This window comes from Sphingosinicella terrae (genome assembly GCF_003347635.1).
GTDB classification, from domain to species: domain Bacteria; phylum Pseudomonadota; class Alphaproteobacteria; order Sphingomonadales; family Sphingomonadaceae; genus Allosphingosinicella; species Allosphingosinicella terrae.
In genome coordinates this window covers 97,707-112,646 of the sequence record NZ_QDFY01000012.1, presented here as the reverse complement: position 1 = coordinate 112,646, position 14,940 = coordinate 97,707, and the positions used below count along the sequence as shown (strand labels likewise).

The window sequence follows — 14,940 nt, the reverse complement described above, 5'->3', positions numbered from 1 at the left end:
GCCTGCCCGTTTCACTCCCATTCGATCGTGCCGGGCGGCTTCGAGGTGAAGTCGTAGACGACGCGGTTGATCCCCTTGACCTCGTTGACGATCCGGGTGGCGACCCGGCCGAGGAAAGCGGGATCGAAGGCATAGGCATCGGCGGTCATGCCGTCGGTCGAGGTGACGGCGCGAAGCGCGCAGACCGAATCGTAGGTCCGGGCATCGCCCATGACGCCGACGGTCCGGACCGGCAGCAGCACGGCAAAGGCCTGCCAGATGGCGTCGTAGAGACCGGCATTGCGGATCTCCTCGAGATAGATGGCGTCGGCCTTGCGCAGGATCGCGCATTTCTCGCGGGTGACCTCGCCCGGTATGCGGATAGCAAGGCCGGGCCCCGGAAAGGGATGGCGGCCGACAAAGGCCTGGGGGAGGCCGAGCTCGCGCCCGAGCGCGCGCACCTCGTCCTTGAACAGCTCGCGGAGCGGCTCGACCAGAGCCATGTTCATCCGCTCCGGCAGGCCGCCGACATTGTGGTGGCTCTTGATCGTCACCGAAGGGCCGCCGGTGAAGCTGACGCTCTCGATCACGTCCGGATAGAGCGTTCCCTGGGCGAGGAAATCGGCGCCGCCGATCTTGCGCGCCTCCTCCTCGAAGATGTCGATGAAGGTCTTGCCGATGAACTTGCGCTTGGCTTCGGGGTCGGTGACCCCGTGCAGCCCGTCGAGGAACAGGGCCTCGGCATCGACGTGGACGAGCGGGATATTGTAGCTGTTCCTGAACAGGCTGACGACCTGCTCCGCCTCGCCCTGCCGCATCAGGCCGTGGTCGACGAAGACGCAGGTCAGCTGCTCGCCGATCGCCTCGTGGATCAGCACCGCGGCCACGGCTGAGTCGACGCCGCCGGACAGGCCGCAAATGACGCGGCCGTCGCCGACCTGGGCGCGGATCTCGTCGATCTTGGTGGCGCGAAACTCGGCCATCGTCCATTCGCCGGCGAGGCCGCAGACGTGCCTGACGAAGTTCGCGATCAGCCTGGCGCCGTCGGGCGTGTGCACGACCTCGGGGTGGAACTGGACGCCGTAGAAGCGGCGTTCCTCGTCGGCGGTGGCGGCGAAGGGCGCGCCCTCGGACTGGGCGACGATTCGGAAGCCTTCCGGTATGCGCTCGACCTTGTCGCCGTGGCTCATCCAGACCTGGTGGCGCTCGCCCGGCGCCCAGAGGCCGTCGAACAGCCGGCAGCTCTCCTTGATCTCGATGAAGGCGCGGCCGAACTCGGCATGGTCGCCGGAGACGACCTTGCCGCCGAGCTGCTCGGCCATGAGCTGCTGACCGTAGCATATACCCAGGACCGGCACGCCGGCCTCGAACAGGGCATGGTCGGCGCGCGGGCTGTCCTCGAAGGTGACCGACGACGGTCCGCCCGAGAGGATGATCCCGGCCGGTCGCATCCGCTCCAGCGCCTCGGCGGCGCGGCTGAAGGGAACGATCTCGCTATAGACTCCGGCCTCGCGTACCCGCCGCGCGATCAGCTGGGTCACCTGGCTTCCGAAGTCGACGATAAGGACGGATTCGACTGGCTGGATCGTCATGGCCGGCCGATAAAGAGCGTCTTGCCGGCTGTAAAGCCGAGGCTCGGGTTTCAAAGCGCCACCGAACGGGATATCTTCACCCGAGTCAGTAGGCCGCGGGAGCAATCCGAATGGCTAGCTTGGTGTCTCCGTCCCCCACGCCTTGCCCGCTCGAGGAGATCGACGTCAGCCGCGCCGAGCTGTGGCGGGAGGACCGGTTCGCTGCCTTGCTCGCGCGGCTGCGCGCCGAGGAGCCCGTCCATTTCTGCCCGGCGAGCGAGTTCGGCCCCTATTGGTCCGTCACCCGCCATGCCGACATCATGCAGGCCGAGGCGCTCGCCCACATCTTCTCCTCCTCCTACACGCTCGGCGGGATCACCATCCTGGGCGAGGGCGAGCCTTTATGGGGCGACGACCTGCTGCCGATGTTCATCGCCATGGACCGGCCTGAACATACCGGCCAGCGCCGGACCGTCGCGCCCGCCTTCACTCCATCCGAGATGGGACGCCTGGGTCCGTCGCTGCGCGCGCGCACCGAGGCGCTCGTCGACACCCTGCCGGTCGGCGAGGAGTTCGACTGGGTCGATCGGGTGTCGATCGAGCTCACCACCCAGATGCTCGCCATCCTGTTCGACTTTCCGTGGGAGGACCGGCGGCTGCTCACTTACTGGTCCGACTGGGCCGGCGACATCGAGTCCGCGCGCGACCCCGAGCTGGGGCCGAAGCGGATGAAGATATTGTGGGAATGCGCCGCCTATTTCACCCGGCTGTGGCAGGAGAGACAGGCGCATGAGCCGCGGCCCGACCTGATCTCGCGCATGATCCACAGCGAGGCCACCAAGTCGATGACGCCGCAGGAATATCTGGGCAATCTGATCCTGCTCATCGTCGGCGGCAACGATACGACCCGCAACTCGATGAGCGCTCTGCCGATCGTCAACCGCTTGTGGCCGGAGGAATATGCGAAGATCGCCGCCGACCGCAGCCTGGTGGAAAATGGCGTCCAGGAGCTGATCCGCTGGCAGACCCCGCTCGCCCATATGCGCCGCACCGCGCTCGAGGATCATGAGCTCGGCGGCAAGGCGATCGCCAAGGGCGACAAGGTCGTCTTGTGGTACATGTCGGGCAATCGCGACGAGGAGGTCTTTCCCGAGGGCGACCGCTACATCGCCGACCGGGCCAATGCCCGCCGCCACCTCGCCTTCGGCTTCGGCATCCATCGTTGCGTCGGCGCCCGCCTGGCCGAGCTTCAGCTCGCCACCCTGTTCGACGTGCTGCTCGACCGCGGCCTGATGCCAGTCCAGACCGGCGAGCCGGAGCGAGTCAATGCCTGCTTCGTCCACGGCTATCGCAAGCTGCCGGCGAAGCTGGTCCGAAGCCCAGCCTGAGCCGCCGGTCCGGCCGAATAAAATAATCGAATCTGACTGGGCATTCGAAGGGGCGCGAGCCACAGCCCGCGCCCCCGGTCCGGTCGACGAAGGGGAGACGTCAGACCCGGAAGTCGTACACGCGATTGCCGCGCGCGTAGCAGGTGAACCTTTCGCGATCGACGTCGTAGCCACGGTTCCAGCGGCCATAATCATAATCGACCGTGTCGATCCGGCCGCGCACCCGATAATAGCCGTCGGTGCGGTCGAGATCGGTGATGCGGATGTTGCGCCCGTAGCGCTGAGCCTGCCGGCCGCAGGCGTTCACCGCCGCCTGCGGGCTGCCATAGCCGTAGCGGTCATAGCCGTTGCCATAGCCGTAGCCGCGATCGTAGCGGTAGCGGTCATTGCCGTTGTCGAGCGCCGCGATGAGCGCGGCGATGCCGCCGACGACGGCGACGCCGGTGATGATGTCGCCCGCATCGATGCCGCGGTCGCGGTCGCGATAGCGATCCCAGCTTTGCGCCTGGGCCGGCGAAGCGGCGGTGACGGCGAGCGCCGCCGCGGCGACGCCCCCGGTCAGAATTTTCGAGAATGCCTTCATGAGTCTCTCCTGTCCCTCGAAAAGATCCAGGGATTTCCGAATCTTGAGGAGCATTCTAGGCGAATTGCCCTGACTTCGGACTGAACCCGATGGTAGGACGACGTTCAGGTTCGGAGGAGACAAGATGAACAAAAGAGATAGTTAAGCAGGTGCCGAACTTTCTCTTGCGAATGCCTTCAGCCTTGAATAGTTAAGTGCATGCTTAACGATTCGGCGTTGCTCGATCTGGCCTATCAGGCGCTCGCGGATCCGACGCGGCGACGAATGGTGGCACAGCTCAGCCGCGGGCCGGCCTCGGTCAGCGAGCTGGCCGGACCACTGCCGATCAGCCTGCCGGCCGTACTCCAGCACCTGCGGATGCTGGAGGCGAGCGGCCTCGTCCGGTCGGAGAAAAAGGGGCGGGTGCGGACCTGCCGGATCGAGCCGGAGGCGCTTCGATCCGCGGAGGACTGGATCGCCGAGCAGCGGGCATTGTGGGAAGGCCGGATCGACCGGCTCGAAGCCTATCTCGAAGACATGAAAGCTAAGGAGACGGACAATGGCGAATGACCATCAAGACCTGGTGATCGAGCGAACGCTCGACGCCCCCCGCGACCTCGTCTGGAAGGCGTGGACCGATCCCGAGCATCTTAAGCGCTGGTGGGCGCCGCGGCCGTACGAGACAGTCGAATGCGAGATGGACCTGCGGCCCGGGGGCCGATTCCATACTCGGATGAAGGGGCCGGACGATTTCGACGAGCCGGGCACAGGCTGCTTCCTCGAGATCGTGCCGGGCGAGCGGATCGTCTGGACGAGCGCGCTCGGGCCCGGTTTCCGGCCGAGCCAGCCGGACAATTGCGGCGGCCTGCCGTTCACCGCCATCGTCACCATGGAAGATGCGGGCGGCGGGCGCACCTTGTACCGGGCGGTGGCCATGCACGGCAGCCGCGCCGACCGCGACCGCCATGCCGAGCTCGGCTTCGAGGAGGGCTGGGGCACGGTCACCGGTCAATTGGGCGAGGTCGCCCGGGCGCTGGGAGAGACGGTGTGAGCGAGGCCAACCGGACGATAAGCGTCGAGGTGGAGCGGCGGATCGCAGCGCCGCCGGATCGGGTGTTCGATGCCTGGCTCGATCCGCAGGCGCTCGGTCGCTGGCTGTTCGCCACCCCTGACGGACGAATGGAGCGGGTCGAAGTCGATCCGCGGGTGGGCGGACGATTCCTTATCGCGGAGCGTCGCGACGGCGAGCTCGCGGAGCATTTCGGCGAGTATCTCGAGATCGACCGGCCGCGCAGGCTCGTCTTCACCTTCGCCGCCGATCGGGAGGAGGCGCCGTCGCTGGTTACGGTGACGATCGAGGCTGACGGCGACGGATCGCGGATTCGGCTCGTCCACGAGATGGACGCGCAGTGGGCGGACTATGAAGCGCGCACCCGCCAGGGGTGGGCCAGCATCCTCGAGGCCCTGGAGAGGAGTTTGGGGAGCTGATCGTTCCTTGAAGGGGATCAGCCCGGCGCATGACACGGCTGGCGCCGAGACGGTGGAAAGGCTGACACCTCTCCACCAAGGCCAAGTGGGCAGCGCCCGGCGCTGCCCACCCGTATCCCGGGGACAAGGCGACCCGGCCGTTTCGGCTGCTCGCTCCCCTCGAGGGGAGGATCCGGAACGCCCAAGGGCTCAGCAGCTGCGGTCGATCTCGCGGCCGACGAGGGCGCCGAGGGCGCCGCCGACGATGGCCCCAACCGTGCCGTCGCCGCCGCGCCGGTAGCGGCCGTAGCGGCCGTAGCGGCGCCCGTCGCGAGCGACCTCGCGGCCGAGCAGGGCGCCAGCCGCGCCGCCGACGATGGCGCCGGTGGTGCCGCTGCCGCAGCGACGGCCACGATAATGACGGCGGCTGTAATAGCCCCGGTCATGATAGCCGCGACGGTCATAATAGCCGCGGCGGCCATAGTAGTCGCCGGGTCGATAGCGGCGGGGCGCGTCACGATAATAGCCGCGGTTGTAATAGCCGCGATCGTAATAGCCGTCGCGATAATAGCCTTGCGCCTCGGCGGCGGCCGGCATGACCACCAGAGCGGAGACGGAGGCCGCGACGCCGAGCATCAGTTTCCTGATCATGGATCTCGCTCCTCGAATGATTGGAGCCAAGCTGCGCCCGCCATGCTGAGCCGAGCATGAACGGAAGCGACCGGCGCTTCCCAAGCCGCTGACACGAAAGCTTTTCCGGATCAGGCGGTCGCCGCGCCGTCCGGCGACCCGGCACTCCGCGTCGCGGTCGAGGCGGTCCGCACGACTTCCTCGAGGACACGCAGATAGTCCGCGAAGCGCGCCCTCCCCTGCTCGGTCAAGGTGCACCGTGTATGCGGCCGGCGCCCCTCATAGCCCTTGTCGATGCGGATGAAGCCCGCCTCCTCGAGCACTTGGAGATGCCGGTTGAGATTGCCGTCGGTGAGATCGCACAAGGCCTTGAGCTCGCCGAAGGAGAGGCCTTCGGAATGGCCGGCGAGAGAAGTGACGATTCCGAGCCGGGCACGCTCGTGAAACACGCGGTCGAGCCCCTGATAGGCGTAGGGCGCCTCTCCCTTAGCTGCGTCCATGATCTTCCTGCGCGGCACGATGGAGGATGAAGGCGACGGCAGCCTGGCCGAGAATGAACGGGACGCCCATCATCCAGGGCGAGAGGTGCCCGGCGTTACCGGCCGAGGCGAGGACCAACGTTCCGCACAGCAGGTACCAGGCCGCCGGCCACACGATCGCACGGGGAAGCGTGGCGCCGGCCGTGAAGCCCGCCAAGGCGACGATGATCTGCCAGAGGCCCGGGAGCAGCCAGGCGCTCGCCGGGGCCGTCGTCACGATGACGAAGGTGATCAGGGCGCCGGCCGCGCCGAAGGGCACGAAATGCCGCAGGGCGCTCTCGATCAGGCGATCGGCGAGGCGGCCATGAAGCCGGCGCGACCGGGCGAGCGATTCGATGGCGACGACGAGGGCGGCGGCGCAGGCGACGCCGACCCAGAGCGCGATATAGCGCAACGGGTCTCCGGTCAGCATCTCCGGCCACGCCAGCTGGGCCAAGCTACCGAACAAGGCCAGCAGCGCCGTCACCGCGACCGCCTCCGGCGCCAGCCCGCGAAAGCGCGTGCTCGCGGCCATGCGGGCGTGAATGTCGGCGATCTGCGACAGCGCGCGCTCGACGTCGTTCAAGGCCAAGCCTCTGGTTTCATTTGCACGGCAAAGCATGCCGCGCTCACACCTGATCGGTCAAGGACGATGGCCCTGGCCCTCAGACGAAATCGGCGCTCAGGCTCTTCCCGCGCTCCAGCCATGCCGGCACCGGCAGGCCCTTCTCGCGTAGGAAATCCGGGTTGAACAGGCGCGACTGATAGCGGGTGCCATAGTCGGCGAGGATGGTGACGATCGTGTGGCCGGGGCCGAGCCGGCGGGCGAGGCGAACGGCGCCGGCGACATTGATCCCGCTGGAGAGGCCGACGCAGAGCCCCTCCTGCTCGAGCAGGTCGAACACGGTCCGGACCCCCTCCTCGTCCGGGATGCGGAAGGCGTGATCGACCGCGAGACCCTCGAGATTGGCGGTGATCCGTCCCTGACCGATCCCCTCGGAGACGGAGCCGCCCTCGCTCTTGAGCTCGCCGCTCGTATAGTAGCTGTAGAGGGCGGCGCCAAAGGGATCGGCAAGGCCGATGGCGACGTCCGGCCGGCGCTCGCGTAGCGCCGCGGCGACGCCGGCGAGAGTGCCGCCCGTGCCGACCGCGCAGATGAAACCGTCCACCTTGCCGTCGGTCTGCGCCCAGATTTCGGGGCCCGTGGTGCGGATATGCGCCTCGCGGTTGGCGACGTTGTCGAACTGATTGGCCCAGACGGTGCCGTTCGGCTCGGTCTCGGCGAGGCGCGCCGCCATCCGGCCGGAGACCTTCACGTAATTGTTCGGGTTGGCGTAGGGGACGGCGGGCACCTCGACCAGCTCCGCGCCGAGCAGGCGGAGCATGTCCTTCTTCTCGCGGCTCTGCGTCTCAGGAATGACGATGACGGTGCGAATCCCGAGTGCGTTGGCGACGATGGTGAGGCCGATGCCGGTATTGCCGGCAGTGCCGTCGACGACGATCCCGCCGGGGCGCAACGCACCCCGCTCCATGGCGTCGCGGATGATGAACAAGGCGGCGCGGTCCTTGACCGACTGGCCCGGGTTCATGAACTCGGCCTTGGCCAGGATCTCGCAGCCGGTCTCCTCCGACGCGCGGCGCAGCCGGACCAGCGGCGTGTTGCCGATCGCCTCGGTGACATCATTACGGATTTCCATGTCGCGCCTCCCTGATCGGGGCGACCGTAGAGCATCGGCCGGTGAGATTGAATCCTGCCGTCAGCATCGTCAGCCGATCAGCGCAAATCTGCGGAAAGCCCGTCCCGGGTCACGATCCGTTCCGCGAGCAGCGATCGGTTGCCGCTGCGCAGAGCGCGAGCGAAGTCGCCGCGGCGACGAAATGACGGGTCATGTCCGATCGCCTTGCTGTGATTTCCGATCGAGACCCGCGGGCGACGACGCGCGGCCCCTCGCCGCCCCCTTCACCAGTGCCAGACCTGGTCGTAGGCTGAGAGGAGGCCAGGCAGACCCCCGGCGCCGATCAGGCGGACCTCACCGAGCCTGGGCCGGTCGAGGAGACCGTAAAGCTCCAAATCCTCGCGCAGCAGGAAGATCGTCGCCCCGCCTCCGGCAAGATCGCGAAGCTGGGCGTGGACGTCCGGCGCGTTGCGCTGGCTGCGAGCCCCGATCGAGAGCGGGACGACGCGCTGCCCTTCGACCACGTAATTGACGGTGGAGGCGCGCAGCAGGAGGTCCAGCTCGGCGCCGGCGCGCTTCATCGCCTGGCTGATCCACAGCACGGTATCGTCCTGCTCCTCGAGCGTGGCGCGGTAGCCGGTGGAGAGGATATTCAGCACCTTCATGGATCGTCCCCCTCAAGCGGTCGCGACAACGAGCGTGTTGGTCGAGGCCGCGGCCATCGCCCAGAAATCCGCGGGCGTGCCGCGGCGCGTGCCCTCGATCGATCCCGCCGCGCCGCGCTCCTCGACGCACAGGCCGCAATTGACCCAATCGAAGGCCAGGCCGCGCTCGACCGCCTTGTCGCGCAAGGCGGCGACCCACTCGCGTGGCAGCGGATGGTCTTCCTCGGTCGCGTCGCGGCCGTGCACCGCATTCGCATGCGCCGTCTGGGCGGCGAGCGGCAGACCGACCGCGCCTTCATAAGCGAAGATGTTGACGTCTATCCCGCGATCGAGGGCGGCATCGATGAGGCGCATCGCCGTTGCCGTGCGTGACGATTCGAACGGGGCATCCATCAGCAGGAAGGTGAGCCGGGTGCGGGTCATCGCGGCCTCCTAGCGCCAGAGGACCGGATCGCCCGCCGCCAGCCGGTCGACGATGAGGGCGAGCGGTGCCGATCGAATTCCCGTGGCGATCTGCTCGGCTGGAATGCCGCGCTCGGCGAGAGCGAACGCATCGGCGAGTATCTCGATGCCGGCGTCGGCGGCCGCGACCAGCCAGGACGGGCTGGCGCCCGCCCTGGCCCCGAGCGTGCCGTTCTCCGCCAGCATCAGAGTGCAGGCGGTGCCCGCCTGCCGGGCCTCGATCAGCAGCCCGGTCCCCCAGGCCGCGTCGGGCGTGGCGATCGGATCCCGCGTCTCGACGATCATCAGTCGCTTCATTTCCGCCCTCTCCATCCATGATCCTGCGCTCCCCACGGCGAATAGCCGCGAGCGAAGCCGCAAACCTGAAGGTTTCAGACTGTTTTCGTACCATCGGGGCAAGGAAGGCGGCGGCATGGCGCGCGGACGTTCCGTGGTCGTCGCCAGCACCGCCTTCAGGGCCGCCTCATCGTGCCTGTCGAGCTGATGCCGACGAACAGGCTCAGTGGGTCTGGATCGTCCGGGCTATGCGTCGAAAGCGCGCATCGTCCCTGATCCGGTCGAAGTCGGGATCACGATCGAGCCACGCCCCGTGATTCCAACCATGAGCGATCACCTCCTCCAGCGTGTCGAGCGCGCGCTCCGACTCTCCGGCTCGGGCGTAGGTACAGGCGAGATGATAGTTCATCGGATCCGAGTGATCGCGGGCACGGTCGAGCAAGGCCGCCGCCGAATCGAGATCACCGAGATGGACAAGGCAGCGCGACAACCCGCAAACCGCGCGAAAATCGTCGGGAAAGGCTTCCAGCCTAGGACGGATCCGCGCCGCCGCCAGCGCGAAGTTCGAGCGCGCGCGGCGATCGTCGCCGCTCATCTGGCGAGCCTTTCCGGCCAGCATCAGCGAATGATAATCGTCCTCGCGAAGCGCGGCCGCTCGCTCGAGCATCGGCGCGGCTAGGCCGGTATCCAGCTCGGCGAAGCAGGCGCGCCCGAGCATGTAATGGACGTCGCTGGACTGAGGATCGAGCGCTACCGCCTTGCGGAAATCGGCAAGCGCCCGCTGATATTGATGGCCGATCGCATAGACGAAGCCTTGCGCCGCATGAGCCTCGGCCGACTTCGGATTGCCGCGGCGGGCCAGCTCGCACTGGACGAGCGCCGCGGCGAGATCCGCGCTTCCCGGGCTGTAATAGATGGCGAGGAAGGCGGTCGCCTTGGCCAGGCCGACGCGGGCCGCCACGAAATCCGGCGCGGCTTCCGAAACGGAAGCGAATAGCGCCGCCGCCTCGCTGGTGTTGCGGGTCCCGCCGCGGTCGAACAGCTCGCAGGCTTCCAAATAGCTGGCATAGAGATCCAGCTCGAGCTCCGTGGCCGAGTCGCGATCGCCGTGTGCCGGAATCTCGGGATGCTCCACCGGACATTTCAGCCGATAGCCGCGCTTGTGAATCGTCTCGATATGGACCGGATCGCGAAATTCGTCCCCGAGCTGACGGCGGAGCTCGGCGACGGCGTGGGTCAGCACCTCCTCGCCGACGAAGACGCCCGGCCAGACCCGCTCGAGCAGGGCGTCGCGCGACCAAGGCTGCGGCGCGGTTTCGGAGAGCGCCTGCAAGACCTCAGCGGCCTTGGGCGAGAGTCGGCGCTCCTCGCCGCCGGCCAGCAAGCGGCGCGTCCCGGGATCGAAGGTCCAGTGGCCGATGATGATCATGGCGCCGGCCCGGGAGCATATACCGGGCCGGCGGATTCATGAAACGATGCCGGCCAAGACCGCGATCGCTGTGGTCAGGCAGGCGCTATCGCGACGCGGTCCCGGAAGGCACCTGCATCTGCGTGAAATGGGCGATGAAGGCGTACATGTCGCTATATTCCTCGATCTGCTTGTCCGTCGGCTTGCCCGAGCCGTGGCCGGCGCGGGTCTCGATGCGGATGAGGTGCGGCGCGCCGTTCGGATCGGCTTGCTGCAACGCCGAGATATACTTGAAGCTGTGGCCGGGGACGACGCGGTCGTCGGTGTCGGCAGTAGTCACCAGCACCGGCGGGTAAGCGACGCCCGTCCGGATATTGTGGTAGGGCGAGTAGGCTCGCAGGATCCGGAAATCTTCCTCCCGATCCGGATAGCCATAATCGTCCACCCAATAGCGCCCTGCGGTGAAACGGTCGAAGCGCAGCATGTCCATCACGCCGACGCCGGGAAGGGCGGCCGCGAACAGGTCGGGCCGCTGGTTGACGACGGCGCCGACGAGGAGCCCGCCATTGGAGCGGCCCTCGATGGCGAGGTGGCGATTGGTGGTGATCCCCTGCGCGATCAGATGCTCGGCCGCGGCGATGAAGTCGTCGAACACGTTCTGCTTGTTGGCGCGCCGGCCGGCATCGTGCCACGCCTGACCATATTCGCCGCCGCCGCGCAGGTTGGCGACGGCGAGGACGCCGCCCATGTCGATCCAGGTCATCCAGCGCGGCTGGAATGCCGGCGTCGACGAGGCGTTGAAGCCGCCATAGCCGTAGAGCAAGGTTGGATGCGGCTGGCCTTCGGCAAGGTCGCGGCGATGGACGAGGAACATCGGCACGCGGGTGCCGTCCTTCGAATTGAAGAAGACCTGGCGGACCTCGTAGCGCTCCGGATCGAAGGCGAGTTCGGGCTGGGCGAAGACCTCGCTTTCGCCGGTCGCGCTGTCGTAGCGGTAGACCGTCGGCGGCCGGTTGTAGCTGGCGAAGCTGTAGAAGGTTTCCGTGCCGCTCGAATCCCCCTGGAAGCCGGCGACGGTGCCGATGCCCGGCAGCGCGATCGTGCCGGCGCGGCGGCCGTCGAGGCCGAAGGTGCGCACCTCGCTCTTCGCGTCGACCAGATATTCGGCGATGAGCTGGTTGCCGACGATCGAGGCGCCTTCGAGGGTGGCCGCATCCTCGGCGACGATCTCGGCGATTTCGAGCCCGGGGCGGGAGAAATCGGTGGCGACGATGCGCTGGCGCGGCGCTCCATTGTTGGTCCGCCAGTAGAAGGTCGAGCCGCGATTGCCGATATAGGTCCAGTCATGCTCGAGCCCGGTCACCAGGCGGCGCGGCTCGGCATTGGGCTGGGTGAGGTCGATGAGGCTGATCTCGTAGCGGGCGTCGGTTCCTTCCGACGAGCTGACGATCAGCCAGCGCCCGTCCTCGGACACCTCAGCGGCATGATTGCGCCGGGGGTGATCGGGGGTCGCGAAGACCTGGCGGTCCTGCGACTGCGGCGTGCCGAGCCGGTGGAAATAGACCGCCTGATTCTCGTTCAGCGACTGGAACTGCGCGCCCTGGCTCGGCTCGGGGAAGCGCGAATAGAAGAAGCCGGAACCGTCCTTCGCCCAGTCGATGTTGGAGAATTTGACCCAGCGGACCTCGTCTTCGAGGACGCGGCCGCTCGCCACGTCGAGGACGCGAAGGGTGCGCCAGTCGGTGCCGCCGTCCTGGATGCCATAGACGAGGTGGCGGCCGTCCTCCGACGGGGTCCACTCCGCCAGCGCCGTGGCGCCGTCCTGGGACCAGCCATTGGGATCGATGAGCACGCGCGGCGCGCCGGCAAGACCTTGGCGCACATGGAGGACGGACTGGTTCTGGAGGCCGTCGTTGCGCGTGTAGAAATAGAAGTTGCCGGCCTTCTCCGGAAGGCCGAACCGCTCGTAATCGTACATCTGGGTCATGCGCGCGCGGAAAGCCGCCCGCGCCGGCAGATTGGCGAGGAAGGCGTCGGTGACCCGGTTCTGCGCGGTCACCCATTCGCGCACGCGCGGATCCTCGCGGACGTCGTTCTCGAGCCAGCGATACGGGTCGGCGACGCGCTCGCCGAACAGGTCCTCGGCGACGTCGCCCCGGGTGGTTTCGGGGTAAGCGAGGGCCGGCGAGGCAGCGGCCGGCGCCGACGGGCTCGCCGCGGCAGCCGCGAGCGAGGAAACGCCGGCGGCGAAGGCGGCAAGGGAAAGGGCGAAAAGCGAGGATTTGCGCATCGTGGCAAGGACTTTCCTGATGATCCGGGAGTGCCGCAGGTCTAGCACCCGGCTTCGGGCTGTCAAATGAACGACCGTTCGGACAACGAACCTCGAAACGAACGAAAACGAATCAGGGGAGTTTGTCTTCAGGCTGGGAGGTTCCGGCGGTCGATCGATAAAGACGATGTCCGGACACACCCCTTCCCCCACTCTCCGCCGCCGCCGGCGACGGACGGAATCGATCGGATGCCGACGCCGGTCCGCGGCCGAGACGAAGGAGTATTTGATGAAGCGAATGACGACAGCCGCCGGGCTTGCATTGCTGGGCCTCGCCGTGAGCGCCTGCGCCACCCAAGCAACCGGAGAGTTGTCGTCGAGAGCCCCACCCTCGACCTCCGATCCCGCCTCGGCCGCTTCCTACGCGCCGATCGATCCCGAGCGACTGTCGCAGCTGACCCGCGCCTTCGCCGCCGACGAGCTGCAGGGCCGGGCGCCCGGCACCGAGGGCGAGCGACGGACGATCGAATGGCTGAGCGGGCAATTTGCGGCGCTCGGGCTCGAGCCGGGGGGCGAGAATGGCGGCTGGACCCAGCGCGTGCCGCTCATCCGCACCCAGGTGCAGAGCCCCGCCTCCTTCTCCGTGCGCAGCCACGGCGAGACGCTGACCCTGCAATCGCCGTCCGACATCTATGTCAGCACCGTCCGCGCGGCGGAACGGGCGCGGATCGAGGCGGCGCCGATGGTCTTCGTCGGCTACGGCGTGTCGGCGCCGGAGCGGCAATGGGACGATTTCAAGGACGCCGACCTCACCGGCAAGGTGGCCGTGTTCCTGGTCAACGACCCCGATTTCGAGGCGCAGCCGGGAGATCCGGTCGCGGGCCGGTTCGGTGGCCAGGCGATGACCTATTATGGCCGCTGGGCCTACAAGTTCGAAGAGGCCGCGAGGCGCGGTGCGATCGCGGCCCTGGTCGTCCACGAGACCGAGGCCGCCGGCTATGGCTGGAACACGGTCGAGGCGCCGGCGGGCGAGAATTACAATGTCGTGCTGCCGCCGGACGCGCGCCAGCCGGTCCTGCTCCAGGGCTGGATACAGTGGGACGCGGCCGCCGACCTGCTCCGCCGCGCCGGCCAGGATCTCGCGGCGGTGAAGCGCCAGGCGCGCACCGCCGCCTTCCGGCCGATCGATCTCGGCGCCACTCTGAGCGCGGACCTGCCGGTGACTGTGGAGGCGGTCGAGAGCCATAACGTCATTGCGAGGCTGCCAGGCGCCAGCCGCCCGGACGAGACGATCGTCTACGGCGTCCATTGGGACGCCTACGGCATCGGCCCCGCCGACGCGCGCGGCGATCGCATCCGCAACGGCGCGCATGACGACGCGCTCGGCACGGCAGCGATGCTCGAGGTGGCGCGGGCGTTTCGCGAGGGCCCGCCGCCGGAGCGGAGCATCGTCTTCGCGGCGTGGACCGCGGAAGAGCGCGGCCTCCTCGGCTCCGAATATTATGCGCGCAATCCGCTCTACCCGCTCGAGACCACAGTCGCGAACATCACGCTCGACACGCTGCAGAGCGCGGGGCCAGCGCGCGACGTCATCCTGATCGGCGAGGGCCAGAGCGAGATGGAAGACTGGCTCGCGCGAATGGCGGCGAGCCAGGGCCGGCGCGTCACGCCCGATTCCCATCCGGAACGCGGTCTCTTCTACCGTGCCGACCATTTCTCCCTGGCCAAGCGCGGCGTGCCGGTGCTGCTGCTGATGGCGCTGGGCGGCGGCGCCGACCTCGTCCAGGGCGGTCGAGAGGCCGGCGACGCCTGGGTGACCCGGTTCACCGCCGACTGCTATCACCAGCCCTGCGACGACTGGAGCGCCGACTGGGACCTGCGCGGCGCCGCGCAGGACGGCTCATTGGCCTATCGGATCGGGCGCGAGCTGGCCTTCACCGACGTCTGGCCGGGATGGCGGGAGGCGTCGGAGTTCAGGGCCGTTCGCGAGCGATCGGCGGAACGGCGACGGTGAGGGGGCGGCAAAAAGCCGAAATCTCGCTGAGACGCATCCCAGTCCGTCGCCCCTG

16 protein-coding genes are annotated in these 14,940 nt (G+C 67.9%); 5 read left to right on the top strand and 11 right to left on the bottom strand.

Annotation, left to right across the window (positions count from 1 at the left end; translation table 11 throughout):
* Nucleotides 1–11 precede the first annotated feature (11 nt).
* Nucleotides 12–1,571 (bottom strand): glutamine-hydrolyzing GMP synthase, encoded by a 1,560-nt coding sequence (gene guaA / locus DDE10_RS19060; RefSeq protein WP_114954384.1) that lies wholly within the window; start codon nucleotides 1,569–1,571, stop codon nucleotides 12–14.
* Nucleotides 1,572–1,681: 110 nt separating this feature from the next.
* On the opposite strand from guaA, the gene DDE10_RS19055 reads away from it, so the two are divergent.
* Nucleotides 1,682–2,938, top strand: a complete 1,257-nt coding sequence (locus DDE10_RS19055; protein ID WP_284734772.1) for a cytochrome P450 — start codon at nucleotides 1,682–1,684, stop codon at nucleotides 2,936–2,938.
* Nucleotides 2,939–3,038: 100 nt separating this feature from the next.
* On the opposite strand, the gene DDE10_RS19050 is transcribed toward DDE10_RS19055, so the two are convergent.
* Nucleotides 3,039–3,521, bottom strand: coding sequence for a hypothetical protein (locus DDE10_RS19050; RefSeq protein ID WP_114954418.1), 483 nt, complete (start codon nucleotides 3,519–3,521; stop codon nucleotides 3,039–3,041).
* Nucleotides 3,522–3,719: 198 nt separating this feature from the next.
* Between DDE10_RS19050 and DDE10_RS19045 the strand changes: the two genes are divergently transcribed.
* The 3 genes from DDE10_RS19045 to DDE10_RS19035 are packed head-to-tail and all read left to right on the top strand — an operon-like array spanning nucleotide 3,720 to nucleotide 4,988.
* On the top strand, nucleotides 3,720–4,070 hold the full coding sequence (locus DDE10_RS19045; protein ID WP_114954382.1) for an ArsR/SmtB family transcription factor: 351 nt from the start codon (nucleotides 3,720–3,722) through the stop codon (nucleotides 4,068–4,070).
* Nucleotides 4,060–4,551: an SRPBCC family protein gene (locus DDE10_RS19040; RefSeq protein WP_114954381.1), complete on the top strand. Its 492-nt coding sequence runs from the start codon at nucleotides 4,060–4,062 to the stop codon at nucleotides 4,549–4,551. Before DDE10_RS19045 ends, DDE10_RS19040 begins: the two co-directional genes overlap by 11 nt.
* On the top strand, nucleotides 4,548–4,988 hold the full coding sequence (locus DDE10_RS19035) for an SRPBCC family protein (protein ID WP_114954380.1): 441 nt from the start codon (nucleotides 4,548–4,550) through the stop codon (nucleotides 4,986–4,988). Before DDE10_RS19040 ends, DDE10_RS19035 begins: the two co-directional genes overlap by 4 nt.
* Before the next feature lie 189 nt (nucleotides 4,989–5,177).
* Here the strand turns inward: DDE10_RS19035 and DDE10_RS19030 are convergent, their stop codons facing one another.
* The 9 genes from DDE10_RS19030 to DDE10_RS18990 all read right to left on the bottom strand — a co-directional run bounded on the left by DDE10_RS19030 (nucleotide 5,178) and on the right by DDE10_RS18990 (nucleotide 12,892).
* Entirely contained in the window at nucleotides 5,178–5,618 is a 441-nt protein-coding gene (locus DDE10_RS19030) for a glycine zipper 2TM domain-containing protein (protein ID WP_114954379.1), read from the bottom strand.
* A 110-nt stretch (nucleotides 5,619–5,728) separates the two neighbouring features.
* On the bottom strand, nucleotides 5,729–6,097 hold the full coding sequence (locus DDE10_RS19025) for a transcriptional regulator (protein ID WP_114954378.1): 369 nt from the start codon (nucleotides 6,095–6,097) through the stop codon (nucleotides 5,729–5,731).
* Entirely contained in the window at nucleotides 6,084–6,701 is a 618-nt protein-coding gene (locus tag DDE10_RS19020; protein ID WP_162806734.1) for a hypothetical protein, read from the bottom strand. Before DDE10_RS19020 ends, DDE10_RS19025 begins: the two co-directional genes overlap by 14 nt.
* A gap of 79 nt (nucleotides 6,702–6,780) precedes the next feature.
* Complete coding sequence (locus DDE10_RS19015; protein WP_114954376.1) at nucleotides 6,781–7,812, bottom strand: cysteine synthase A; 1,032 nt, start codon at nucleotides 7,810–7,812, stop codon at nucleotides 6,781–6,783.
* Between the two features lie 263 nt (nucleotides 7,813–8,075).
* A complete protein-coding gene (locus DDE10_RS19010) occupies nucleotides 8,076–8,456 on the bottom strand; it encodes a hypothetical protein (protein WP_114954375.1) in 381 nt (126 codons plus the stop codon).
* Nucleotides 8,457–8,468: 12 nt separating this feature from the next.
* Nucleotides 8,469–8,879, bottom strand: a complete 411-nt coding sequence (locus DDE10_RS19005; RefSeq protein WP_114954374.1) for a DsrE family protein — start codon at nucleotides 8,877–8,879, stop codon at nucleotides 8,469–8,471.
* 9 nt (nucleotides 8,880–8,888) lie between these two features.
* Nucleotides 8,889–9,215: a hypothetical protein gene (locus DDE10_RS19000; RefSeq protein ID WP_114954373.1), complete on the bottom strand. Its 327-nt coding sequence runs from the start codon at nucleotides 9,213–9,215 to the stop codon at nucleotides 8,889–8,891.
* Nucleotides 9,216–9,417: 202 nt separating this feature from the next.
* Entirely contained in the window at nucleotides 9,418–10,623 is a 1,206-nt protein-coding gene (locus DDE10_RS18995) for a TPR end-of-group domain-containing protein (RefSeq protein ID WP_114954372.1), read from the bottom strand.
* Between the two features lie 85 nt (nucleotides 10,624–10,708).
* The gene (locus DDE10_RS18990; RefSeq protein ID WP_114954371.1) at nucleotides 10,709–12,892 is read right to left on the bottom strand and encodes a prolyl oligopeptidase family serine peptidase; all 2,184 of its coding nucleotides are present in this window, start codon (nucleotides 12,890–12,892) and stop codon (nucleotides 10,709–10,711) included.
* A gap of 268 nt (nucleotides 12,893–13,160) precedes the next feature.
* Here DDE10_RS18990 and DDE10_RS18985 point away from each other — a divergent pair, with 268 nt between their 5' ends.
* Nucleotides 13,161–14,885: a M28 family metallopeptidase gene (locus tag DDE10_RS18985; RefSeq protein WP_284734771.1), complete on the top strand. Its 1,725-nt coding sequence runs from the start codon at nucleotides 13,161–13,163 to the stop codon at nucleotides 14,883–14,885.
* The last annotated feature ends 55 nt before the right edge of the window (nucleotides 14,886–14,940 follow it).